This window comes from Rhodospirillum centenum SW (genome assembly GCF_000016185.1).
GTDB classification, from domain to species: Bacteria; Pseudomonadota; Alphaproteobacteria; order Azospirillales; family Azospirillaceae; genus Rhodocista; species Rhodocista centena.
In genome coordinates, this window is the sequence record NC_011420.2 from 1,120,574 (window position 1) to 1,144,879 (window position 24,306).

22 protein-coding genes and 1 tRNA gene are annotated in these 24,306 nt (G+C 69.0%); 11 read left to right on the forward strand and 12 right to left on the reverse strand.

The annotated features are described in order from the left end of the window. Positions 1–87 precede the first annotated feature (87 nt). The 8 genes from ssb to RC1_RS21385 all read left to right on the forward strand — a co-directional run bounded on the left by ssb (position 88) and on the right by RC1_RS21385 (position 7,881). Positions 88–654, forward strand: coding sequence for a single-stranded DNA-binding protein (gene ssb / locus RC1_RS05020; protein ID WP_012566267.1), 567 nt, complete (start codon positions 88–90; stop codon positions 652–654). After that, the gene (locus RC1_RS05025; protein WP_012566268.1) at positions 654–1,361 is read left to right on the forward strand and encodes a chromophore lyase CpcT/CpeT; all 708 of its coding nucleotides are present in this window, start codon (positions 654–656) and stop codon (positions 1,359–1,361) included. The genes ssb and RC1_RS05025 overlap by 1 nt, the downstream gene beginning before the upstream one ends. A 412-nt stretch (positions 1,362–1,773) precedes the next feature. Beyond that, positions 1,774–3,126 (forward strand): MATE family efflux transporter, encoded by a 1,353-nt coding sequence (locus RC1_RS05030; protein WP_012566270.1) that lies wholly within the window; start codon positions 1,774–1,776, stop codon positions 3,124–3,126. A gap of 210 nt (positions 3,127–3,336) precedes the next feature. Further along, positions 3,337–6,048, forward strand: coding sequence for a DNA gyrase subunit A (gene gyrA / locus RC1_RS05035; RefSeq protein WP_049766795.1), 2,712 nt, complete (start codon positions 3,337–3,339; stop codon positions 6,046–6,048). Between the two features lie 20 nt (positions 6,049–6,068). Continuing rightward, positions 6,069–6,620, forward strand: a complete 552-nt coding sequence (gene coaD / locus RC1_RS05040; protein ID WP_012566272.1) for a pantetheine-phosphate adenylyltransferase — start codon at positions 6,069–6,071, stop codon at positions 6,618–6,620. Between the two features lie 138 nt (positions 6,621–6,758). Beyond that, a tRNA-Lys gene (locus RC1_RS05045) sits at positions 6,759–6,834 on the forward strand. Positions 6,835–7,212: 378 nt separating this feature from the next. Continuing rightward, positions 7,213–7,383 carry a hypothetical protein gene (locus RC1_RS21695; RefSeq protein ID WP_012566273.1) on the forward strand — a complete coding sequence of 57 codons (171 nt, stop codon included), beginning with the start codon at positions 7,213–7,215 and terminating at the stop codon, positions 7,381–7,383. Positions 7,384–7,527: 144 nt separating this feature from the next. Further along, a complete protein-coding gene (locus RC1_RS21385; protein ID WP_184446414.1) occupies positions 7,528–7,881 on the forward strand; it encodes a PilZ domain-containing protein in 354 nt (117 codons plus the stop codon). 32 nt (positions 7,882–7,913) lie between these two features. Here RC1_RS21385 and RC1_RS05055 read toward each other — a convergent pair whose 3' ends face one another. Both RC1_RS05055 and RC1_RS05060 read right to left on the reverse strand, forming a co-directional pair. Further along, complete coding sequence (locus RC1_RS05055; RefSeq protein ID WP_184446412.1) at positions 7,914–8,576, reverse strand: peptidoglycan-binding protein; 663 nt, start codon at positions 8,574–8,576, stop codon at positions 7,914–7,916. 87 nt (positions 8,577–8,663) lie between these two features. Beyond that, entirely contained in the window at positions 8,664–9,140 is a 477-nt protein-coding gene (locus RC1_RS05060) for an RT0821/Lpp0805 family surface protein (RefSeq protein ID WP_012566276.1), read from the reverse strand. Between the two features lie 216 nt (positions 9,141–9,356). On the opposite strand from RC1_RS05060, the gene RC1_RS05065 reads away from it, so the two are divergent. Together RC1_RS05065 and RC1_RS05070 are read left to right on the forward strand one after the other, a co-directional pair. Next, a complete protein-coding gene (locus RC1_RS05065) occupies positions 9,357–11,141 on the forward strand; it encodes an ABC transporter ATP-binding protein (RefSeq protein WP_012566277.1) in 1,785 nt (594 codons plus the stop codon). 20 nt (positions 11,142–11,161) lie between these two features. Further along, complete coding sequence (locus RC1_RS05070) at positions 11,162–12,031, forward strand: alpha/beta hydrolase (RefSeq protein ID WP_012566278.1); 870 nt, start codon at positions 11,162–11,164, stop codon at positions 12,029–12,031. Here the strand turns inward: RC1_RS05070 and RC1_RS05075 are convergent. From RC1_RS05075 to RC1_RS05120, 10 genes are all read right to left on the reverse strand, one after another. Next, positions 12,015–13,655, reverse strand: a complete 1,641-nt coding sequence (locus tag RC1_RS05075; protein WP_012566279.1) for an NTP transferase domain-containing protein — start codon at positions 13,653–13,655, stop codon at positions 12,015–12,017. The genes RC1_RS05070 and RC1_RS05075 overlap by 17 nt on opposite strands. A gap of 1 nt (position 13,656) precedes the next feature. Next, positions 13,657–14,373 carry an XdhC family protein gene (locus RC1_RS05080; protein ID WP_041785138.1) on the reverse strand — a complete coding sequence of 239 codons (717 nt, stop codon included), beginning with the start codon at positions 14,371–14,373 and terminating at the stop codon, positions 13,657–13,659. After that, the gene (locus RC1_RS05085) at positions 14,370–14,702 is read right to left on the reverse strand and encodes an XdhC family protein (protein WP_041785139.1); all 333 of its coding nucleotides are present in this window, start codon (positions 14,700–14,702) and stop codon (positions 14,370–14,372) included. The genes RC1_RS05080 and RC1_RS05085 overlap by 4 nt, the downstream gene beginning before the upstream one ends. Next, on the reverse strand, positions 14,699–15,922 hold the full coding sequence (locus tag RC1_RS05090) for a vWA domain-containing protein (RefSeq protein ID WP_012566280.1): 1,224 nt from the start codon (positions 15,920–15,922) through the stop codon (positions 14,699–14,701). The genes RC1_RS05085 and RC1_RS05090 overlap by 4 nt, the downstream gene beginning before the upstream one ends. Beyond that, positions 15,919–16,869: an AAA family ATPase gene (locus tag RC1_RS05095; protein ID WP_041786060.1), complete on the reverse strand. Its 951-nt coding sequence runs from the start codon at positions 16,867–16,869 to the stop codon at positions 15,919–15,921. Before RC1_RS05095 ends, RC1_RS05090 begins: the two co-directional genes overlap by 4 nt. 11 nt (positions 16,870–16,880) lie before the next feature. Further along, positions 16,881–17,672 carry an FAD binding domain-containing protein gene (locus RC1_RS05100; RefSeq protein WP_012566282.1) on the reverse strand — a complete coding sequence of 264 codons (792 nt, stop codon included), beginning with the start codon at positions 17,670–17,672 and terminating at the stop codon, positions 16,881–16,883. Between the two features lie 11 nt (positions 17,673–17,683). Further along, positions 17,684–20,092, reverse strand: a complete 2,409-nt coding sequence (locus tag RC1_RS05105) for a xanthine dehydrogenase family protein molybdopterin-binding subunit (protein ID WP_012566283.1) — start codon at positions 20,090–20,092, stop codon at positions 17,684–17,686. A 155-nt stretch (positions 20,093–20,247) separates the two neighbouring features. Then, positions 20,248–20,742 (reverse strand): (2Fe-2S)-binding protein, encoded by a 495-nt coding sequence (locus tag RC1_RS05110; RefSeq protein ID WP_012566284.1) that lies wholly within the window; start codon positions 20,740–20,742, stop codon positions 20,248–20,250. 150 nt (positions 20,743–20,892) lie between these two features. Continuing rightward, positions 20,893–21,792, reverse strand: coding sequence for an SRPBCC family protein (locus RC1_RS20690; RefSeq protein ID WP_012566285.1), 900 nt, complete (start codon positions 21,790–21,792; stop codon positions 20,893–20,895). Positions 21,793–21,948: 156 nt separating this feature from the next. Next, complete coding sequence (locus RC1_RS05120) at positions 21,949–23,403, reverse strand: sodium:proton antiporter (RefSeq protein WP_148213383.1); 1,455 nt, start codon at positions 23,401–23,403, stop codon at positions 21,949–21,951. Between the two features lie 233 nt (positions 23,404–23,636). On the opposite strand from RC1_RS05120, the gene RC1_RS05125 reads away from it, so the two are divergent. Beyond that, positions 23,637–24,098: a DUF192 domain-containing protein gene (locus RC1_RS05125; RefSeq protein WP_012566287.1), complete on the forward strand. Its 462-nt coding sequence runs from the start codon at positions 23,637–23,639 to the stop codon at positions 24,096–24,098. The last annotated feature ends 208 nt before the right edge of the window (positions 24,099–24,306 follow it).

A 24,306-nucleotide genomic window follows, 5' to 3' on the forward strand; every position in this document is an offset into this window, starting at 1 on the left:
GACGGTCAGGACCCGCCACAGGGAGCCCGGCCGGTTGGCGCTCAGGACGTTTGGCGAAAGAACGAAACGACAGCGAAAGAACGACCCATGGCAGGCAGCGTCAACAAGGTCATCCTGATCGGCAATCTGGGCAAGGACCCGGAAATCCGGAACATGCAGAACGGCGGCAAGGTCTGCAATCTGCGCATCGCCACCTCCGAGAACTGGAAGGACCGCAACACCGGGGAGCGCCAGGAGCGCACCCAGTGGCATTCCGTCGTCATCTTCAACGAGAATCTGGCCCAGATCGCCGAGCGCTATCTGCGCAAGGGCTCCAAGGTCTATATCGAGGGCCAGCTCGAAACCCGGAAATGGACCGACCAGTCCGGGCAGGAGAAGTACACGACCGAGGTCGTGCTGCGGCAGTTCCGGGGGGAGCTGACCCTGCTGGATGGCCGTGAGGGCAGTGGCGGTGGCAGCGGCGGGGGCGATTACGGCGGCGGCGGGGACTATGACCGTGGTGGCGACTACGGCGGCAGCTATGGCGGCGGGGGCGGCTATGGCGCATCGCCCCAGCGCGGCCCCCGTGGTGGCGCGGGCGGTGGTCAGGCGGGCGGACAGGGCGGCGGCCGTCCGCCGGTCAACAACGATCTCGACGACGAGATTCCGTTCTGATGCTGCTCTCCCGCGTTTCCGGCCGACCTCGCCCGATCATCGCCGCCCTGATCCTGCTCGGGGTCCTGATCGGGCCGTTGGTGCCGGCCGGAGCAGCGCGGGCGGATGAAAGCCAGACCCTGGCAGCACTGCTCACGGGCAGCTTCAGCACGGCACAGCAGGCGGCGGCCGACCCGCGGGTTCCGCCCCTGCGCCGTCAGGTCACGCCGATCTGGCCGCGCCGGCATGACGGGCCCTGGCTCTATGTGGAAGAGGCGCCGGAGGACGACCGCGACCGGCCGATCCGCCAGGCCATCATGCAGATCCGCTTCGCGCCGGAGCGGGGCGGGGTGGAACTGCGCAGCTATCGCCTGCCCGATCCCGCCGCTGCGGTCGGGGCCTGGCGCGATCCGGCGCGCCTGAAGGCGCTGATGCCCGAGCAGCTCGACCGGATCGCGGGTTGCGAGGTGGTGCTGTACCGCCGCGGTGAATGGACCTTCTCCGGCAATACCGTCGGGACGGACTGTGCCGATCCCGACGGCAGGGCCGCCTACCGCCTCATCCAGATGTCCGTGCAGTCCGCCTTCACCCGCATCTGGGAGCGCGGCTTCACCGGCGCTGGCGAGGCTGTCCAGGAGACGGCCGCGGGCGGCTTGCGCTTCGACAAGGTCGCTCCGGATACTCTGGAGACAGGGGCCGGCGACACGGCCGGACCGTCCGGCCGCTGAGCATCCGGTCAGGTCCGGGCCTTCGGGGCGCCGGGCGGGTCCGGCGCCGGGGCGGGGGCCGGCCTCTCCGGACCGGGATTGTCCGTACCCGGCGGCACCGGCGACGGATCGGTCGGTCCGGGGGCGGGGGTGTCTCCCGGCGGCGGGATCTCCGTCTGTCCCGGCGTCGGCGCGCCGGGCGGGCTTGGTGCGATGGCCATTGTCGCTGTCTCCCTTCCGTGATCGGTCCTGCGCTCTGCAGGGCAGCCGGGAGAACCGGCCGGACCTGTGCGGGTTCCCTGCCTGTCGGTCGGTAGTCCGTCCGCGAGGCGGGGTTGCGTCGCACCGGGGTTGACGGCCCGCGGTGAATTGTTGTTGATCCGTCATTGTTCCGATATCGGATGATTTTCCTGTCTGCAGCCCCCGGATCCCCATGTCCACCGCCCTGACCGAGACGCCCCCCCTTGCGGCGCAGATCCGCCGCCATGCCGCCGACCTGATCCGGCTCGCCATTCCGGTGATGGTGGCCCGCGCCGGCATGATGACCATGGTGGTGGTCGATACGCTGGTTGTCGGCCAGTACGGCTCGGAGGATCTTGCCTGGCTGGGGCTCGCCAGCGCGGCGCAGAGCACCATGTTCGCCGTGCTGGTGGGGCTGTTGCTCGGCACCGTGGTGATGACAGCCCAGGCGGTCGGTGCCGGCGACCGCGTCGCCACGGGGCGGATCTGGCGGCAGTCCCTGTCCTATGCGCTGCTGGTCGGCCTTGTCTGCACGGCCCTGAGTTTCCTGGGCGAGCCGTTCTTCCTTCTGACCGGCCAGTCGCAGGAGCTGGCGGCCGGGGGCGGGCGGCTGATGGAGGTCTATGGCTACGGCATGGTCGGCGGCGCCCTGTTCACCACGACGACCTTCTTCCTGGAGGGACTGAAGCGGCCGCTCCCCGGCATGGTCGCCATCCTTGTGGCCAATCTTGTCAATCTGGGGCTGGACTGGGCCCTGGTCTTCGGTCTGTTCGGCCTGCCGGAACTGGGGGCGGAGGGGTCGGCCTGGGCGACCACGCTGATCCGCTGGGGCATGGCAGCCGGTCTGATCGCCTATGTCTGGTGGATGCCGGACCAGGAGGCGCACGGGGTGCGGCAGCCCGGCGGCGGCTGGCGGGCCGGGGCGGAACAGCGTCGTCTGGGCTATGCCGCCGGGGCCAGCAACGGGCTGGAGGCATCGGCCTTCGCCACGCTGACCCTGTTCGCGGGCTGGATGGGACCGCTGGCGCTGGCCGCTTATACGGTGGGGCTGAACCTGATCGCGCTGCCCTTCATGAGCGCGCTGGGACTGGCCGCGGCCACCGCGGTGCGGGTCGGCAATGCGCACGGGGCCAAGGACCGGCGGGAGACGGCCCTGGCCGGCTGGACCGGGCTGGGCGTCACCACCGTGCTGCTGGGGGTGGCGGCACTGGCCTTCGCCCTGTTCCCGGCGGAGATCGCCCGCGGATTCGCGGCCGATCCGGCGCTGATCGCGATCACGGTTTCCGTCGTCAGCTTCAGCGCCTGGATTCTCATCGCCGACGGCGGCCAGGTGGTGATGGCACAGGCCCTGCGGGGCCGCGGCGATACCTGGATGCCGACGGTGCTGCATTTCTTCAGCTACTTCGCCGTGATGGTGCCGCTGTGCTGGTTCCTCGGCATCCGGGCGGAGCGGGGTGTGCTGGGCCTGTTCGAGGGCATCTTCGTCGCCAGCGTCATCTCCGTCGGTGTGCTGTCGGCCCGCTTCGCCTGGCTGTCCCGGCGCTGACGTCCCAGGAGCGGGGGCAGTTGCCGGCAGGACGCGGCGGGGCCGGGCACGTTGTTCGTGCCCGGGAATGATGATAAAAGGTCGCAAACCTCGGAGACCCCGCCGAAATGCGGCCTCCGGCATTGTTTTCCGCTGACGTCAGAGCTGTATTCGGTGACTTCCACGATCCCGACTCCGTCCGACATCTCGCCGATCACCATCGAAGAGGAGATGCGGCGGTCGTACCTCGATTACGCCATGAGCGTGATCGTGAGCCGTGCCCTGCCGGACGTCCGCGACGGGCTGAAGCCGGTCCATCGCCGCATCCTCTACGCCATGAAGGACGGCGGCTACGACAGCACCAAGCCCTACAAGAAGTCGGCCCGCATCGTCGGCGACGTGATGGGTAAGTACCACCCGCACGGCGACGGTGCGATCTACGACGCCATGGTCCGCATGGCGCAGGATTTCTCCATGCGCCTGCCGCTGATCGACGGGCAGGGCAACTACGGCTCCATGGACGGCGACCCGCCGGCGGCGATGCGCTACACCGAGGCGCGTCTGGCCAAGGCGGCGGAATTCCTGCTGGACGACATCGACAAGGAAACGGTCGATTTCCAGCCCAACTACGACGAATCGTCGTTGGAACCCACGGTTCTGCCGGCCAAGTTCCCGAACCTGCTGGTCAACGGCGCCGGCGGCATCGCCGTCGGCATGGCGACGAACATCCCGACCCATAATCTGGGCGAGGTGATCGACGCCTGCTGCGCCTATATCGACAATCCCGAGATCACGATCGACGAGCTGATCGACATCGTCCCCGGCCCGGATTTCCCCACCGGGGCGCTGATCCTGGGCCGGTCGGGCATCCGTTCCGCCTATCACACGGGCCGCGGCTCCATCGTGATGCGGGCGAAGACGGACATCGAGGAGATCCGCAAGGACCGCTGGGCCATCGTCGTCACCGAGATCCCCTATCAGGTCAACAAGGCGAAGCTCCAGGAGCGCATCGCGGAGGTCGTCCACGAGAAGCTGGTCGAGGGCATCTCCGACGTCCGCGACGAGTCCGACCGCGACGGTGTGCGCGTGGTGATCGAGCTGAAGCGTGACGCCGTGGCCGACGTGGTGCTGAACCAGCTCTTCCGCTTCACCCCGCTGCAGACCAGCTTCGGCGTGAACATGCTGGCGCTGAACGGCGGCCGGCCGGAACTGCTGGACCTGAAGTCCATCATCGCGGCCTTCGTCCGGTTCCGCGAACAGGTCATCACCCGCCGCACCGAGTTCGAGCTGGGCAAGGCGCGCGAACGGGCCCACACTCTGGTCGGCCTTGCCGTCGCCGTCGCCAACATCGACGAGATGATCGCCCTGATCCGCAACGCGCCCGATCCGGGCACGGCGCGCGAGCAGATGATGGCGCGCGAGTGGCCGGCCCTGGACGTGGCGCCCCTGATCCAGTTGATCGACGAGCCGGGCCGCGGCCTGTCGGAAGCCGGCACTTACCGGCTGTCGGAGGGGCAGGCCAAGGCCATCCTGGACCTGCGCCTGCACCGCCTGACCGGGCTGGAGCGCGACAAGATCAGCGAGGAGCTGAACCAGGTCGTGGACCAGATCCGCCACCTGCTGGCGATCCTGGCCGACCGTGGCCTGCTGTTGGACATTCTGCGCGGCGAGCTGGTGGACATGAAGGCGCGGTTCGGCAATCCGCGCCGCACCACCATCGAGGAACTGGAGTTCGAGGCCGACGTCGAGGACCTGATCCAGCGCGAGGACATGGTCGTCATCGTCACCCAGGGCGGCTACATCAAGCGCGTCCCGGTCTCCACCTACCGGGCCCAGGCGCGCGGCGGCAAGGGGCGCTCCGGTATGAGCCTGAAGGCGGAGGACACGGTTTCCGACCTGTTCGTCGCCAACACGCACACGCCCATGCTGTTCTTCACGAACCGCGGCATGGTCTACACCCTCAAGGTCTGGCGCCTGCCGCAGGGCACGCCTCAGACCCGCGGCAAGGCGCTGGTGAACCTGCTGCCGCTGGAGGAAGGGGACTTCATCACCACCGTCATGCCGATGCCGGAGGATCAGGCGAGCTGGGGCGACCTGCACGTCCTGTTCGCCACCAGCCGCGGCGGCGTGCGGCGCAACCGGCTGTCGGACTTCGCCAACATCCGCTCCAACGGCCTGATCGCCATGAAGCTTGAGGAGGAGGGCGAGCGCCTGATCGCCGCACGGCCGTGCAGCGAGGCGGACGACGTTCTTCTGTCCACGCGCCTCGGCCGCTGCATCCGCTTCCCCGTGGGCGAGATCCGCGTCTTCAGCGGTCGCACCTCGACGGGTGTGCGCGGCATCAAGCTGGTGGAGGACGGGGACGAGGTCATCGGCATGTCCATCCTTCGCCACACCGACTATTCCGCCGAGCAGCGGGCCGCCTACCTGAAGCAGGCGCGCCAGCTCCGTCAGGCGATGGGCGAGCCGACCGACGCCGACGAGGCGCCGGACGTGGAGGCGGAGCCGGTCGAGACCTCCCTCGTTCTGCCTCAGGAGCTGTTCATCGAGATGCAGGCGGCGGAGGAGATCATCCTCACCGTCTCCGAACAGGGGTTCGGCAAGCGCACCTCCGCCTACGAGTACCGGCTGACCGGCCGCGGCGGGCAGGGGATCTGGAACATGGACATGGGCGAACGCAACAAGGCGATCGCGGCCGTGTTCCCCATCTCCGAAACGGATCAGGTGATGATGATCAGCGACAACGGCCAGGTCATCCGCATGCCGGTCCACGACATCCGCCTCACCGGCCGCAAGAGCAAGGGCGTCACCCTGTTCCGGCTGGGGCCTGACGAGCGTGTGGTGTCTGTCGCCCGGCTGGCCGAGGAGGCCGCCGGCGACGGGCAGGGGATCGAGGGCAACGGAAACGGTGCGGCTGACGCGCCGGGTCCGGACGGGGCTTGAGCCGAGAGGAGAGGGCGCGGATGTCGGTACGCAAGCGCATCGGGGTCTATCCCGGCACCTTCGACCCGATCACGAACGGGCATTTCGACATCATCCAGCGTGCGACCCTGGTCGTGGACCACCTGATCGTCGGGGTGGCGCGCAATGCGGGCAAGGGGCCTCTCTTCTCCACCGACGAGCGGGTGGAGATGGTCCGCGACGAACTGCCGCACATCTCGACCCATGGAGCGACGGTCGAGGTGCGGGCCTTCGATTCGCTGCTGATGCACTTCGCCGTGGAGATGGGGGCGCAGGTCATCATCCGCGGCCTGCGCGCCGTCTCCGACTTCGAGTACGAATTCCAGATGGCGGGGATGAACCACCGGCTCAATCCGCAGGTTGAGACCCTGTTCCTGATGGCGTCGGATCGGCACCAGTTCATCTCTTCCCGCTTCGTGAAGGAGATCGGGCGTCTGGGCGGCGACATCCGGCCGTTCGTCAGCCCGCGGGTGGCGAAAAGGCTGCTCTCCCGCTTCGCGCAGGAGATGCCTCTTCCGGCGGATACGACGTTGCCGCTTCAGGCTGCCCCCTGACCCCGGCGAAGGACGATCCGGAAGAACCTGTTCCGGGGCCGCCCTGACCGTCGGGATGCTTGACGGACGGGACGTCGTCGGCCATCTCCCGCGGTGTTGACCGGACGCCATGTCCTGCCTATGGTGCGCCGCGGCAGCGATCCCGTAGCTCAGCCGGTAGAGCATCTGACTTTTAATCAGAGGGTCCTGGGTTCGAGTCCCAGCGGGATCACCAACTTTTCAAGGGGTCGACAGTTGTCCCCCAGCCCTCTGCGGAACAGGTTTTCGCGGAATAAAGTCCGAAAATAAGGATCTGGTCCTCCGGGCGTGCCCCCGAAGAGGCGATATGCCTCTCGGGATCCGTATTCGCTCTGTCCGCGCGACTCTGTTCCTGTATCCGTGCCAAGGAATTGCATACCTGTCGAAGTGAAAAGAGCGGCAGTCATATCCTTTCGTGTTGCGAATACGTCCGAATGTCATGAGGTGGCAGAGACGAACCACATTGTCCCTTGCGTGGTGGTCTGACTATCCCAAGGACTGGCTACTCCTTTTGCACACTTAGAGGAAGGGCACCTCGAAATTTAGACTGGGGTCATCAAGCCATGAGGGTGGAATGATCCAGCGTGCCGCAGTCCGGGATCCGTTCGATGCCGAAGACCTCCTGATCGAGGCTTTCCGGCTGACCGAAGTCTATTCCCTGGCCACGGACGAGGAACGGGCCGAACTGGAAGCTTTCCTCCTTGAACTGGCGGACCAGGCCCAGCCTGTGCTGCTCCGCGCCTGATCCGGAGGGCGCGTTCAGCGATACCCCTCTCCCCGGAAACCGATCTCTGCTACGCTTCCGCGCACTGTGATCGACGACCCGTCCCGGCAATCGGACGGGCGGGGTCACGGGCCAGTACACGGGCCAGTAACGGTGTCAGCGATCGTGTCCCCCAGCCCCGATGAATCCTGTCCCGGATGTCCCGACCGGCGCGAATTCGAGCGGCGCTCTGTTGGCGCCGCTGTCCGTCTCTGGCTCGATGATGTGCCGACCGTCTGCCGGATCGAGGATGTCTCTCCCGGCGGCGCCTTCCTGAGCCCGCGGCTGGATGCCGCCGATGGTGCCGTCGCTGTCCTGGAAATCCCCGAACTCCTCATCCGCGCCGAGGTGCGGATCGTCCGCAGCACGCCGGCGGGATCGGGGGTCGAGTTCCTGAAGGACGGCATCGGCGCCATCGTGGCCGGCTGGGTCCAGGGCCGGTCGTCCGCAACGGACCTCCCGTCCCCGGGCGGGGCGTGAGCGGCCCGGACCGGGCCGCCCCCCCACGCGCGTCAGCCCGCCTCCGCCGAGCGCAGTGCCCGGAGCAGATCCGCCGTCACCTCGCCATCGACCGACTGGTCGCGGTCCTTCTGGAAGCCCTCGATGGCTGACCGGGTGCTGGGTCCGTAGAGCCCGTCGGGTTTCCCGGCGGAATAGCCCAGCCGGTTCAGCTCCTGCTGGATGTTGCGCACCAGGTCCCGCCGTCCCATGGAGGCGATGTCGTCCACCGCAGCCGTCTGCGCGGGGGCGCTCCCGTCCGATGAAGCGGCGGCCGGGCTGGCCATCGCCACCTCGTCCTGTCCGCTGCCGCCCTCCGCGGAGGCTGTGAGGATTTCGTTCTGGCGGCGCAGCGAGGTGACGATGTCCCGCTGGCTCAGGCTGTCGCCGATCCGCGCCTTGGCGAAAAGTGCCTCGGTAACCCCCTGGTTCGCGGCCAGGGTCAGCCAGGTGTGGGCGAGGGACGGGTCGCGCAGAACGCCCTGTCCTTCGGCGTACATGGTGCCAAGGTAATACTGCGCCTGGGCATCGCCTTGCCGCGCCGCGGGTTCCAGCTCGGTCAGGGCCTGATCGTACTCGCCCGCCTGATAGGCGGCGATCCCCTCATCGACCCCCGCCATCGCCGGGGTTGCCGTCCAGACCAGGACGGCGATGCCGCAGGCCAGAAGCGCTCGCATACGGATGTCATTCACCATCGGACAGATCTCCACTCGCGGACCGTGCCCCCGGCCCTGTCGCCCCCTCACGCACTCCGGCGTGTTCCGTCAGCCCACCAGTCGCCAGGTTCCATCGTCCTGGCGGCAGGCGGTGCCCCGGGCCGTCTCGGCCCGGCCGTCCACATGGACGGTATGAGTATACTCCCGGCACAGGTTGCCAGCGTCGTCCGTGTAGCTGCGCGTCGGCGCGATCGTTCCGCGGTTGCCTGTGTCCGGATTGTTCCAGGTGATCTGCTCGTTGCGGGTCACGGCCTCCTCCTCCGCGGCGATGGCACGTTCCTTGTCCTTGTCGCCGAGGTTCCGGGCCAGCTCACGCCCGGCCAACGCGCCCAGAACGGCACCGACGGCCGTCGCCACCGTCCGCCCGCCACCGCCGCCGATCTGGGACCCCAGCAAGGCACCGCCGGCCGCACCGCCCAGGGTGCCCACCGTCTCCCGGTCGATCCCGCCCCCTGTGCCCTGCTGGCATCCGGTCATGAGCAGGGCGGCGGTTACGAAGGCAGCGGCTGTCCGTCGTGCAGGCATGGCACCGTCTCCCGTTCGGGGTCCCTCTGCCCCCCTAAAACCCGGTTATCCCCGACAGGTTCCATTCCTCCCCGACCGGAGGGGGCAGTGACCTGCGGCAGCGGCTGGGCGGGGGTGCGGGGCTTCCGCAGTGAAGCGCCCGTCCATCTGTGCTATTCAGACCCACGCCACCGGCGACGGTGGCCCTTCGTGCCGTTCAGTCTGCCGGTAACCGACTTGTCTTCATCCGCAAGCCAATCCTCCCGCCACACGGCGACATGGCCGCTCGTCAAGCGCCTTGCCGGCAGCTATCTGCTGCCGCACCGGGCCAGCCTTGCGCTCGCGCTCTTCATGATGACGCTCGATGCCGCCGCCACCGGCGCGCTGGCCAAGCTCATGGAGCCGATGATCGACGACATCTTCACCCAGCAGCGGGCCTCCGCCCTGTGGCCGGTGGCGGGTGCCGTCTTCGCGGCCTTCGTCGTGCGCGGGATTGCGGGATATCTGCATGCGGTGCTGCTGAACCGTGTCGGCCAGCGGATCGTCGCCAATGTGCAGTCGGCGCTCTTCGGCCATCTCATGCAGGCCGATCTTGCCTATTTCCATGCGAACCCGTCGGGGAACCTGATCTCCCGTCTGGTCAACGATGTCAGCCTGATGCGGAACGCGGTCGCGGAGTGTCTGACCGGCATCGGCAAGAGCACCCTGTCGCTGCTGATCCTTGTGGGCGTCATGTTCCATCAGGACTGGGGGCTTTCGATCATCGCCTTCACGGCTTTTCCGCTGGCGGCCTTCGCGCTGGCGCGGATCGGCCGCCGGCTGCGCCGGGTCTCCGCGCGGACCCAGCATGAACTGGGCGTCTTCGCCACCTTCCTGGGCCAGACCTTCCAAGGGGTGCGCCATGTCAAGGCCTACGGCATGGAGGGGCATGAGGTGCGCCGGGTCGACGGCATGGTGGAGAAGCTGTTCAGCCTGACGAACAAGGGATTCCGCACCTCCGCCATGCTGACCCCGATCAACGAGGTGGTCAGCGGCATCGCCATCGTCACCGTCATCGTCTATGGCGGCATGCAGGTCATCAGCGGCGCCAATTCCGCGGGCTCTCTGCTCAGCTTCATCACCGCCTTCATGCTGGCCTTCGACCCCATGAAGAAGCTCAGCAAGCTGAACGCGCAGCTCCAGGTCGGTCTGGCCGCGGCCGAGCGGGTGTTCGAGGTGCTGGACACGCAGCCCGAGATCGTGGAGCGGCCCGATGCGGCCGTGCTGCCGCGCGCCGTCCACGACGTGCGGTTCCAGGATGTCCATTTCCGCTACGATGGCGGGCGCGAGGCGTTGGACGGGCTGGACCTGGAGGTGCCCGCCGGCCGCATGGTTGCCCTGGTCGGCGCTTCGGGGGCCGGCAAATCGACGGTACTGAACCTGATCCCCCGCTTCTACGATGTCATCGGCGGCAGGGTAATGGTCGGCGGGCATGATGTGCGCGACCTGACGCTCGCCTCCCTGCGGGCCAACATCGCCATCGTCAGCCAGGAGACGGCGCTGTTCGATGAAACGGTCCGCGCCAACATCGCCTATGGCCGCGCCGATGCCAGCGAGGCGGAGATCGTGCAGGCCGCCCGCGATGCCGCGGCGCACGACTTCATCATGGAACTGCCCGACGGCTACGACACGATGGTGGGCGAACAGGGGGTGAAGCTCTCCGGCGGTCAGCGCCAGCGCATCGCCATCGCCCGCGCCATGCTGAAGAACGCCCCCGTCCTGCTGCTGGACGAGGCCACCTCGGCGCTGGACAGCGAGTCCGAGCGCGCGATCCAGGAGGCGCTTAAGCGGTTGCAGAAGGGGCGCACGACCCTGGTGATCGCCCACCGTCTCTCCACCATCATCGATGCCGACCGCATCTACGTGCTGGAGAACGGCAAGGTGGTGGAATGGGGCACCCATGCCGAACTGATCCGCCATGGCGGCCCCTACAGCCGCTACCACGCGCTCCAGGCCGGGTTCGAGCGGGCGGCTGCGGGATGACGGGAAGGGGGACCCGGACGATGCTCTGGCTGTTTGTGCTGATCGTCCTGGTCGCCGGCGGCGGTCTCGCCACCCTCTACGCCAACCAGCGCAAGCTCCAGTACTTCCCCTCGACCGCGGTCGTCGTCCCGGCGGACTGGGGCCTGCCGGACTTCAGCGTCGTCACCGTGACGACGGCCGACGGGGTGGGCATCGACGGCTGGTACGCCCCGGCCGCGGCCGGTCGGCCCACGGTCGTGCTGTTCCATGGCAATGCCGGGCACCTGGGGCTGCGGGCGGACAAGGCCCGGGTCCTGCGCGACGCCGGGTTCGGTGTTCTGCTGGCCGGCTACCGCGGCTATGGCGGCAATCCCGGACAGCCGGACGAGCCTGGCCTGATGGCGGATGCCCGCGCCCAGCTCGATTTCCTGGTGGAGCAGGGGGTGTCCGGGCAGCGGGTGGTGCTCTACGGGGAATCGCTGGGCACCGGCGTGGCCGTGCGGATGGCGACGGAGCGCCGGGTCGGCGGGCTGGTGCTGGAGGCGCCCTACACCTCCATGACCGACGTGGCCGCGGCGCATTACCCGTTCCTTCCCGTGCGTCTCCTGCTGCGCGACCGCTATGACAGCCTGTCCCGCATCGACCGGATCGCGGCCCCCCTGCTGGTCGTGGTGGCGCAGCGGGACGCGGTGGTGCCTGCCGCCCTGTCCGACACCCTGTTCCGGGCGGCGCCGGAGCCGAAATACATCGTCCGGCTGCCCGGTGCCGGGCACAACGACATGATGGAGCACGGGCTGGCGGAGGTGGTGGTGGATTTCGTCGCCACCCTCGCCAGACCGGCCGGGCGGGCCGAGCCCGTGGTGATCGAGCAGGAGCGGACGCGGGGAACGGCGATCATTCCCCGCCCATGATGGCCCCACCCGTGATGGCCCCGCCCGTAAGCGCCGCCAGCGCCTCCGGCGTGTCCACGTCCACCAGCACGCCGTCATCCGGCATCTCCACCTCGCAGACCAGGTCGGCATGGCGGTCCAGCAGGGCTTTCGCCCCGGTGTCGCCGGTCAGGTCCAGCATCTCGGCGACGAAGCGGCGGTCCCACAGCACCGGGTTGCCCCGCCGGCCGCGGCAGGTGGGGACGCAGACGGCCCGGCCCTCGGCGGGAGCATAGGCGGCGATCAGCCGGTCGATGGCCGCCGGTCCCACCCGCGGCATGTCGCCCAGAAGCACCAGCACGCCGTCCGCATCCTCCGGCAGGGCGCGCAGGCCGGCCTTCAGGGATGCGCTCAGGCCCGCGGCATGCTCCGCCGCCTCCACGGTCCGGACAGCCCGGCCGGCAAGGGCCTCGCGGACGGCATCCTGCTGGTGGCCGACGACGACGGTGACGGACCGGACCTGGGAGGCCAGCGCCGCGTCCACGGCGCGCGTCACCAGGGGGACGCCGCCGACATCGGCCAGCAGCTTGTTCCGGCCCATCCGGCGCGACAGGCCGGCCGCCAGCACCAGCGCCGCGATCCGGGGCGCCCGGGGCGGAGTGGTCGCCTGGGCACGCGGCAGCGGGCGGGTCGGGATCTCCGAGAGAAGCCCGCCGACGCCCAGGCGCATGATGTCCGGGCCTGTCACCTCCAGACCGGCGGCCAGCCGGTGCAGAACCCAGTCGAAGCCGTTCAGCCTGGGGGAGCGGGCGCAGCCGGGCAGGCCCAGCACCGGCACGCCCCCCATCCGGCCCAGCAGCAGGAGGTTGCCCGGGTCCACCGGCATGCCGAAATGCAGCACCTCGCCGCCCGCCGCCCCGATCCCGGCCGGCACCACGTCGCGGCGGTCCGTGATGGCGGAGGCGCCGGCAACCAGCAGCAGGGTGCAGCCGGCATCGTGCAGGTCCGTCAGCGCCGCGGCCACGGCGGCGGCCTCGTGCGGCACCCGCCGTTCGGCAGCCAGGATGGCGCCGACACCGGCCAGCCGGTCGCGCGTGGCGGCCTGGGTCTTCTCCAGCACGGTCGGCTTCAGCCCCGGCAGCAGGGTCTGCACAAGACCGGCCCGCAGCCCCTGCCAGGGGGCGACGTGCAGCAGGGGGGCGGGGGCCGCCAGACCCTCCGCCGCTGCGATCGCCGTTTCCGGTGCCGCAAAGGGGATCACCTTCACCGTCGCCACCATCTGCCCCGCCTCCACCGGCGTGTGGGCGGGCAGGGTGGCGAGGGTGAGGGATTCGTGCAGCAGATTCAGGCGGTCCACCTGCTCCCTGTCCACGACCGCAAGACCGGCCACCGCGGCGAACAGGTTGACCCGGCCGGTGAAGGCGGCGCTGACCGTCAGGCCCGGACCGGCCACCGCACGGGCGAGACGCGCCGCCGCCTCGTCCTCCGCCACGTCGCCCGGCTCCGGCAGGGCCGCGACCACCGTATCCAGCCCGGCCGCGGCCAGGGTGGCGACGTCTTCCCCCGACAGAACGCGGCCCTTGCGGAAGGTCACGTCCCGCAGTTTCAGGGAATGGGCCAGAACGGCCCCTGCGGCGTCGGCCAGCGGCAGGGGGCCGAAGCGCATCTCAGGCCCCGTCCGCCCGGGCCTTCGGGCCGCCGCGCAGGGCGAGCGTAACCTGGGCCAGGATGGCGACGGCGATTTCCGCCGGGGTCAGGGCACCGATGTCCAGCCCCACCGGCCCGTGGATGCGGGCGAGCCTGTCCTCCGCGACTCCCGCCTCCCGCAGCCGCGCCAGCCGGCCCGCATGCGTCTTCCGGCTGCCCAGGGCGCCGATGTAGAAGGCCGGGGATTCCAGCGCGGCGATCAGGGCGGGATCGTCCAGCTTGGGGTCGTGCGTCAGGGTCACGACGGCCGTGCGCCGGTCCGGTGCGAGCGTCCGCAGCGCATCGTCCGGCCAGTCCCCGTTCAGGCTCACGCTGGGGAAGCGGGCATCCGTGGCGAAGGCGCGGCGCGGATCGACCACCACCACCTCGTACCCCGCCAGCGCCGCCATGGGGGCCAGCGCCTGGGCGATGTGGACGGCCCCGACCAGGATCAGGCGCAGTGGCGGGTTCACGGCCTGGATGAAGTAGCGGCCTTCGTAGAACTCGATGATGCCGCTGCGGTCCTCCCGCAGGGCCTGCCGCACCATCTCCAGCAGCTCGTCCTCAAGCCCGGCGTCGCCCTCCACATGCTCCGGATGCACGAGCGTCTGCATTCCGGTGCCGAGGTCCGTCACCAGGGCGGTGGGCAGCTTCGCCGCCGTCGCGCGGCGCAGCGCGTCGAAGATGCGGCGCTTCACGTCACCGGCTCCACATAGACCTGGACCTGCCCACCGCAGGCAAGGCCGACCTCCCAGGCCCTCTCGTTGGTGACGCCGAACTGGAGCAGGCGGGGTTCGCCGTCCCGGAGCGTCGCCATGGCCTCATGGACGACGGCCCCTTCGATGCAGCCGCCGGAGACGGACCCGGCCATGGCGCCGGTGTCGTCCACGGCCATCTGGCTGCCGACCGGGCGGGGAGAGGACCCCCAGGTGGCGATCACGGTGGCAAGTGCCACGCGACGGCCGCTCTCCAGCCAGTCCGCGGCCTGCGCCAGAACCTGGGTGGTGTCGGCGGAGAGTGTGCTCATGCGGCCTCCGTTCGTGCTGTATCCCCGAGCCAGCGCTCCATCCCGGGTGCCCGCCGCGGCCCCGCGGGGGCGAGCACGGCGGCGAGTTGCGACAGGCTGCGCAGATTATGCACCGGACGGAAGTCATCGACATGGGGCAGCATCGCGCGGACACCCGACGCTTTAGGCGCGAACCCCTCCCAGCGCAGCAGCGGGTTCAGCCAGATCAGGCGGCGGCAGCTCCGGTGCAGCCGCTCCATCTCGGCCGAAAGTCCCTCGGCCGCGTCGCGGTCCAGACCGTCGGTGATCAGCAGCACCAGCGCCCCCTGGCCCAGGACGCGGCGCGACCAGACGCGGTTGAACTCGTGCAGGCACTGGCCGATCCGGGTGCCGCCTGACCAGTCCTGCACGGTCCTGCCGACCTTCTCCAGCGCCAGGTCCACGTCGCGGGTACGCAGATGGCGGGTGATGTTGCTGAGCCGCGTTCCGAACAGGAAGCAGTGCACGCGGTCGCGGTCGTTGGTGACGGCGTGCAGGAAGTGCAGCAGCATCCGGCTGTACTGACCCATCGACCCGGAGATGTCGCAGAGCACCACCAGCGGCGGGTGCCGGGTCCGCGGCCGGCGGCGGGCGATCTCCACCAGCGCCCCGCCGGTGCGCAGGCTCCGGCGCAGGGTCGCGCGCAGGTCGGCCCGCCGGCCGGCCCGCGCCGGTTCGGAGCGCCGCGTGCGCACTTCCGGGAGCGACAGCCGCATCCGGGCGATGGCCTGTTTCGCGGCGGCGACCTCCGCCGCGGTCATCTTCTCGAAGTCCAGGGTCTGCAACCGTTCCTCGGCGGAGAAGGTGAGGGTAGCGTCGATCGTCACCTCTTCCGCGGCGTCCCGCGGGCTCTCCCCCGCATCGGGGCGGCCGAAGGCGTCGGCCACCCGGCGGGAGAGGTCCGGTCCCTGGGGCTGGAGTTCGGCACGCACGGTCGGCAGCAGCAGGTCCAGCATCCGCTCCAGAATCTGCGGGTTGCGCCAGAACAGATGGAACGCCTGGTCGAACAGTTCCCGCTGGTCGCGGCGGGTGACGAAGACGGCGTGCAGGGTCCAGTAGAAGTCCCGGCGGTCGCCCAGCCCCACCGCCTCCACCGCCTCCACGGCCCGCAGAACCTGCCCGGGGCCGACCGGCAGCCCGGCGGCGCGCAGGGCCCGGCCGAAATGCACCAGATTGTCCAGCAGGCGGGAGGGAGCGGTCATGCGCCCTCCTGGCCCAGCCGCGCCGTCGCCAGTTCCGTCCGCACCTGGGTCAGGATGCGGGCGGCCTCGGACCCCTGGATGCGGGCGATGTCGTCCTGGTACTTCAACAGCGTGCCCAGCGTGTCGTTGATCGTCTCCGGGGACAGTTCCAGCTTGTCGAGCTGTACCAGCGCCTGCGCCCAGTCCAGCGTCTCCGCCACGCCGGGCAGCTTGAACAGGTCCTGCCGTCGCAGGGCCTGGACGAAACCCACCACCTCCGCCGCCAGCCGTTCGGGCGCGCCGGGCGCCTTGCGCCGGAGGATCTCCAGCTCCCGCGCCGCGCCCGGATAGTCCACCCAGGCGTAGAAGCAGCGCCGCTTCAGCGCGTCGTGGATCTCCCGCGTCCGGTTGGAGGTGAGGATCACGAGCGGCGGCTCCTCCGCCCGGATGGTGCCCAGTTCGGGCACCGTCACCTGCCAGTCGGACAGCACTTCCAGCAGGAACGCCTCGAACGGCTCGTCCGCCCGGTCCAGTTCGTCGATCAGCAGCACGGGCGGCCCCTCCGGGCGTGGCTCCAGCGCCTGGAGGACGGGCCGTTCGATCAGGAAGTCGCGGGCGAAGATGTCCTTCTCCAGCGCCGCCCGGTCGCGGTCGCCGGCCGCTTCCGCCAGCCGGATGGCGATCATCTGGCGCGGATAGTTCCATTCGTAGACGGCAGACGCGATGTCCAGCCCCTCGTAGCATTGCAGACGGAGCAGCCGGCGCCCCAGCGTGCCGGCCAGGACCTTGGCGACCTCCGTCTTGCCGACGCCCGCTTCGCCCTCCAGGAACAGCGGGCGATTCAGCTTGAGCGCCAGGAACAGGGCCGTCGCCAGGGCGCGGTCGGCGACATAGTCCCCGGCCTGCAGCAAGGCCAGGGTCTCCTCGACCGAGCCGGGAAGCGCGCGGGACAGAAGTGCGCGGGGCATGGTGCCGCTGGTCACGCGCCCGCCACCGCGCGCTGTGCCATGACCCGGACCAGATGCGCCCGGTACTCCGCGCTGGCGTGCAGGTCGCTGTTGAGGTCCGAGGCATCGACCGTCAGCCCGTCCAGCGCGGCGGGGGAGAAGTCGGCCGCCAGGGCGCGCTCGGCTTCCGTCCAGCGGAAGACGCAGGCGCCGGCCCCCGTCACGGCCACGCGCACCCCGTCCCCGCTCACGGCCACGAAGACGCCGACGACGGCGTAGCGGCTGGCCGGGTTGCGGAACTTCGTGTACTTCGCCCGCTCCGGCCGGGGGAAATGCACGGCCACGACGATCTCCCCCGGTTCCAGGGCTGTCTCGAACAGGCCGGTGAAGAAGTCGCGCGCCGCGATTTCCCGTCGGTCGGTGCGGACCGTGGCGCCCAGCGCCAGAAGGGCGGCGGGGTAGTCGGCGGCCGGGTCGCTGTTGGCGATGGAGCCGCCGAGCGTGCCGCGGTTGCGCACCTGCGGGTCACCGATCAGACCGGCCAGTTCGGCCAGCGCCGGGATCGTGGCCGTGACGGTCGGATCGAACTGGACCTCGTGATGGGTGGTGCCGGCGCCGATGCTGACACCGTCGCCTTCGGGACAGATCCCCCTGATCTCGGGGATACGGCCGAGGTCGATCAGATCCGTGGGCTGGGCCAGCCGCTGCTTCAGGGTGGGCAACAGCGTCTGCCCCCCGGCCAGCAGCTTCGCGTCCTCCCGGCCCTGGAGCAGGGCGGCCGCAGCGGCAAGGGACAGGGGCCTGTGGTACTCGAAGCTGTACATGGCGGGCTCCCTCACTCGGCCGCGGCGGGGACGGAACGGGCGGATCGGATGGCGCGCCAGACCCGTTCGGGTGTGGCCGGCATGTCGAGATGGCGGATGCCCAGGTCCGAGAGGGCATCGACCACGGCGTTCATCACGCAGGCGGCCCCGCCGATCGTGCCGGCCTCGCCACAGCCCTTCACGCCCAGCGGGTTGTGCGTGCAGGGGGCGTGCTCGTTCGTCTTCACCGTCATGAACGGCACGTCGTCCGCCCGCGGCATGCAGTAGTCCATGAAGGAGCCGGTCAGGAGCTGGCCGCTCTCCGGATCGTAGACGCAGTTCTCATAGAGCGCCTGGCCGATGCCCTGGACGACGCCGCCATGCACCTGCCCCTCGACCACCATCGGGTTGATGATGCGGCCGAAATCGTCCACCGCGATGAAGGAGACAACGCGGGTCACGCCGGTGTCGGCATCGATCTCCACCTCGCAGATCTGGGTGCCGTTGGGAAAGGTGAAGTTCTTCGGGTCGTAGAAGGCCTGCTCGTCCAAGCCGGGTTCCAGTTCATCCAGCGGGAACTTGTGCGGGACATAGGCAGACAGGGCGACGTCGGCGATGCCGATGGAGCGGTCGGTGCCGGCCACGGTGAAGCGGCCGTCCTTGAACTCGATGTCGCCTTCCGCCGCCTCCATCATGTGGGCGGCGATCCTGCGGGCCTTGGCCACCACCTTGTCCATCGCCTTGGCGATGGCCGAGCCGCCGACCGCCAGCGAGCGGGAGCCGTAGGTGCCCATGCCCATGGGCACCTTGGAGGTGTCGCCGTGGACGATCTCGACAGTCTCGATGGGCACACCCAGCCGGTCGGCGACGATCTGGGCGAAGGTCGTCTCATGGCTCTGGCCGTGGCTGTGCGATCCGGTGAAGACCGTGACGGACCCGGTCGGGTGGAAGCGGACCTCGGCACTCTCGTAAAGACCGGCACGCGCGCCCAGGGCGCCGGCCACGTTCGACGGGGCGATGCCGCACGCCTCGATGTAGGCGCAGATGCCCAGGCCGCGCAGCTTGCCCTGCCGGGCGGAGGCGGCCTTGCGGGCGGGGAAGCCGGCATGGTCGGCCAGCGCCAGCGCATCGTCCAGGTTCTTCACGAAGTCGCCGCTGTCATAGGTCAGGGCGACCGGCGTGGCATAGGGCATCGCCTCTTTCGGGATCAGGTTGCGCCGGCGCAACTCCACCCTGTCGATGCCCGTCTCCCGCGCCGCCATGTCCACCAGCCGCTCCAGCAGGTAGCACGCCTCCGGCCGACCGGCGCCGCGGTAGGCATCCACGGGTACGGTGTGGGTGAAGACGGCCTTCACCTCCGCATAGATGGCGGGCGTCCTGTACTGGCCGGCCAGCAGCGTGGCGTAGAGATAGGTCGGGATGGAGGTGGAGAAGGTGCTGAGATAGGCGCCCATGTTCGCCGTGGTCCGGACCCGCAGGCCCAGGAAATGCCCGTCCGCATCCAGGGCCAGTTGCGCGCGGGTGACATGGTCGCGGCCGTGGGCGTCGGACATGAACGCCTCGCTGCGCTCCGCCACCCACTTGACCGGCCGCCCGAGCCGGCGCGCCGCCCAGGTGACGATCGCCTCCTCGGCGTAATGGTAGATCTTGGAGCCGAAACCGCCACCGACGTCGGGCGCCACCACGCGCAGCTTGTGCTCGGGGATGCCCAGCACGAAGGCGCCCATCAGCAGGCGGATGACGTGCGGATTCTGGCTGGTGGTCCAGAGCGTCGTCTCGTCCGTCGCCCGGTCATACTCGCCGATATAGGCGCGCGGCTCCATGGCGTTGGGGACAAGGCGGTTGTTCACCAGATCCAGCGTGGTGACATGGGCCGCCTGGGCGAAGGCGGCTTCCGTCGCCTCGCGGTCCCCGATGTGCCAGTCGTAGCAGATGTTGCCCGGTGCCTGCGGATGCACCTGCGGAGCCTCGGGCGCGTCGGCCTCGGCCGTGGCGACGACGGAGGGCAGCGGCTCGTAGTCCACCAGGATCAGTTCGGCCGCATCCTTGGCCTGGTTGCGCGTCTGCGCGATGACCACCGCTACCTGGTCGCCGACATGGCGGGCGACATCCGGCACCAGCGGCGGGTGCGGCGGCTCCGCCATCGGTGTGCCGTCCTTGTTGTGGATCAGCCAGCCGCAGGGCAGGGAGCCGACCTTGTCCGCCGCCATGTCGGCCCCGGTGAAGATCGCGACCACGCCGGGCGCCTGCAGCGCGTCGGCCGTGTCGATCGACCGGATGCGGGCGTGCGCGTGCGGACTGCGCAGGATATAGGCGTGGAGCTGGCCGGGGCGGTTGATGTCGTCGGTGTAGGTGCCGCGGCCGGTCAGGAAGCGCTGGTCCTCGCGGCGGCGCACGGCGGCGCCGATGCCGGTCGGAGCGGTATCGAGGGGTGCGGTCATGCGTGTCCTCCCTGGGGGACGAAGGCCCGGAGCCTCTGTCGGGCGCCTGGGCCGGAAATCCGCTCTGTCGTCGTGTGTGCTGGCCGTCGTTTGTGCTGGTCGTCGTGTGTGCCGGTCGCGTCTGCAACCGGCTGCGGCGCCGAGGGGAGGGCGACCTACTCGGCCGCCGCCGCCGCGCCGCCGCGCATCTCTTCCGCGCAGGCCAGCACGGACCGGACGATGTTGTGGTAGCCGGTGCAGCGGCAGATGTTCCCCTCCAGCCAGCCGCGGACCTCGGTCTCGCTGGGGGATGGGGTGCGGTGCAACAGCTCGACCGCGCTCATCACCATGCCGGGGGTGCAGAAGCCGCACTGCAGCCCGTGGTTCTCGCGGAAGGCGGCCTGCATCGGGTGCAGGGCGCCGTCGGGGGCTGCCAGTCCTTCGATGGTGGTGACGCTGGTCCCGTCGGCACTGGCTGCCAGCAGGGTGCAGCTCTTCACCGAGCGGCCATCCACATGGACGACGCAGGCCCCGCACTGGCTGGTGTCGCAGCCGACATGGGTGCCGGTAAGACCCAGCTCATCACGCAGGAACTGGACAAGCAGGGTCCGCGGCTCGACCTCGCGTGAGACGGGCCGGCCGTTGACGGTCAGGGAAACGGTGATCGGCATGCGCCCTCCCGGTTCGTGGCGTTCTCACCTTCACGGACCGGTGCCGGCTTGTCCCCGCCGGATGATTCGGGCCGGAGAATCCAGGGCAGTCAGGGATTCAAGGTGAGCGTATCCCGGGGGGCGCTTGCCGGTCAAGGCAGCCGGTTCTGCTCAGACGAGCATGACCAGCACCAGAAGCACAAGCAGAAGCAGCGGCACCCAGACCGCCGGGCGCAACCCGAAGGGCGCATCCGGAGAGGCCTGCGGCGTCGGGGCGGGCTCGCGCGGTGCGGCATCGACCGCGGGTGCCGGGCTCTCCGCAACCGTCGCGGGCTCAGCTGCCACGGGCTCAGTTGCCACAGGGTCCGCTGCCGGTTCGGGGGCCGGGCCGGGTTCCTCCGTCTCGTCGTCAAGCCGGTGGTGCGGTTCGGCCAGCTCGTTCAGGACGGGCGCGGTCTCCTCGTCCACCTGGGCGACGCTGTCCGGGCGCGTCACCAGCGGCACCGAGGCCAGACCGGGGACTCCGGAGGAAGGGACTTCCGGCGCGGCTTCGACCTCTTCGGCCGTTTCGACCAGCAGTTCGGTCGCAGCTTCGTCGGCGGTTTCGGGTTGGGTCAGGGATTTCACGGGCACCCCCAGGATTTCGTGGAACTTATTGAAGAAGTCGTCCGCCATCTTGCGGGCCGTGCCCCGGATCAGGCGGGAGCCCAACTGCGCGAGCTTGCCGCCGACCTGTGCCTCGGCCGTATAGGTCAGGATGGTGATGCTGTCGCTTTCCGGTGTCAGCGCGACCCTGGCGATGCCCTTGCCGAAGCCGGCCGCACCGCCCTGACCCTCACCGGAAAGAGAATAGCCGTTCGGCGGGTCAAGGTCGGTCAGGGTGACCTTGCCGGCGAAACGGGCGCTGACGGGACCGATCTTGACCTTGGCCTTGAGGGCGAACCCGGTGTCGGAAGTCTGCTCAAGAGCTTCGCACCCCGGAATGCACTGGCGCAGCACCTCGGGATCGTTCAGCGCCAACCAGACATGCTCGCGCGGTGCGTCGATGCGGTATTCGCCGTTGATATCCATGGTGCGGCTCCCTCTGGCAAGCCGATCGGATATCCGGGACGGTAAACCCGTTACGGAGCCCCGGCAAGCGGGGCCCGGGCCGCGGTCCTGCGGGGACGCACCGGGTCGGAACCTTCCCGGACGTCCACCGCGGCCGTGCGGTTGTGCCTGCGTCGATCAGGCAGGGTGGAAGAACAGGAATGTCAGCACAATGAACAACGGTCCCAGGCAGACAAGGGACCATGCCATGTAACCGAAGAAGCTGGGCATCCGGATGCCCTGTTCCTCGCAGATCGACTTAACCATGAAGTTGGGCGCATTACCGATATAGGTATTCGCCCCCATGAAGACCGCGCCGGCGGAGATCGCGGCCAGCGTTGTTGCCAACGGTCCCATCAGAATCTCCGGATCGCCTCCGGCCAGATTGAAGAAGACCAGATAGGTCGGCGCGTTATCAAGGAAGCTCGAGAGGGCTCCCGTCAGCCAGAAGTAGGCGGCGGGGATCGGGTTGCCATCGGGGCCTGTGACGAAGTGCGCCAGACCTGCGAGCGCGCCGTCGGTCCCGGACCGCAGAATGGCGAGGGCCGGAATCATGGTGAGGAAGATGGCGAGGAAGAGAATCGCCACTTCCTGGATGGGAGTCCAGGTGAAGGCGTTCTCGACACGGATGCTCCTGCGCGTGGACTTGAGCGACATCGCCGCGATGGCGATCAGCGCCACATCGCGGACCAGGCTGTCGAGGGGGAAGCTAAGGTGCCAGATGTGCAGCGACCATTCGGGTTCCCACGGGCCGGTCGTCAGGACGACTCCGACGACACCGGCAAGGTAGAGGATGTTGTGTCCGCCCTGGATGCGGATCTGGCGGGATTCCTCCTCGGGCATGGGCAGGCCCTCGCGCCGCCAGGCGATGCTGTCGATCAGATAGAACACCGCCAGCAGGACCACCGACATCAGCATCATGGGGCCGAACATGTGCTCGACCGTCCAGCCGAAGTCCACGCCTTGCAGATAGCCGATGAAGAGCGGCGGGTCGCCCAGTGGGGTCAGCGAACCGCCGATGTTGGATACCAGGAAGATGAAGAAGACGAAGACATGGACCTTCGTCTTGCGTTCCTGGTTTGCCCGCAGCAGCGGCCGGATCAGCAGCATCGAGGCGCCGGTCGTGCCGACGAGGCTTGCGATCACCGTCCCGAAGGCCAGCAGCGACAGGTTGGTGTTCGGTGTTCCGATCAGGTTCCCTGAAACCAGGATGCCGCCAGACACGACGAACAGGGTGAAGATCAGGATCAGGAAGGGCAGGTAGTCGAGCAGCAGCGTATGCAGCAGTTCGTATCCCGCGATGTCGATGCCTTCGACGGCGGCGAAAGGGATGGCGAATGCCAGCGCCCAGAAGACGGCGACCTTGCCGAAATTATGATGCCACAGCCTGGGCAGAAGCAGAGGCATCAGAGCGATGGAAAGCAGGATGCCGACGAAGGGGATGCCCCAGAAAAGGCTGAGATCGGCCCCGTCGAGATGGGCTGTAGCCGCCTCCAGGGGTGCTGTCTGCACCGCTCCTTCGGCGGCCTGGGCCGGTAAGACGGAAACAAGAGGAAGGGCGAAGGCCAGGGTGAGCGTTTTCAGCAGGCGCAATGCAGTAGTACTCCGATCCGTGGGAGGACGGGCCGTCATTGTCGGCCAACGCTTCCAAGACCGGAGATTTCCCCAGCCGGCCTCCGGAGTATACCCATTCTCCGCCGGGAAAGGCTTGTCAAGCTGCTATGCGGCGCTGTTCCGCACATCCGTCCGCTTGCCAACGGCACAGCCGTCCGGTTCGCTCCGGGCTGCCCGTTTACTCCGGTCTCCTGCTGGAGTATCTGCAAGGGATGCAGACCTTTCTCCGCCGCCTTCTCCCGTTCCTGCTGGTTTTCGGTATCGCGCTGCCGGCGGCGGCGCGGCTGGACCGTTCCAGCGTTCTTGTCGAAACCGCCTCCGGCGGCAGCCACCGCTTCGAGGTGGAACTGGCGCTGACTCCTCAGGATCAGGCGCGCGGCCTGATGTACCGGGATCACCTTGATCCCGCGTCCGGCATGCTCTTCCTCTACGACCGGCCGCAGCCGGCCTCGTTCTGGATGCGCAATACGCTGATTCCGCTGGATATCATCTTCATCGCGGCGGACGGGCGGATCGTGAACATCGCGGCCGAGGCCCGGCCGCTGGACGAGACGCCGCTGCCATCGGACGGCCCCATCCTGGGCGTTCTGGAGATCGGCGGCGGGCTGGCGGCCAAGCTGGGAATCAGACCCGGTGACCGCGTTGTCCACAGTGCCTTCGAGAAGGGAAAGTAATTCCGGAATCCGCGGCAGATTTCTTCCGGGACATTCCCGGACATCATCAGAATTTCTGCGGGACAGACGGATCTGTCGCGGGCGATCCCGTCCTAAAGGGGTAGCGACGTCTTCCGTAAATCCGATGGACCGGAAGGCGTGACAACCTTTAAACTGTGCCCATGGTCTGGGTTCCCAACCATGTGCCGCCGCTTCAGCAACCGGCCGC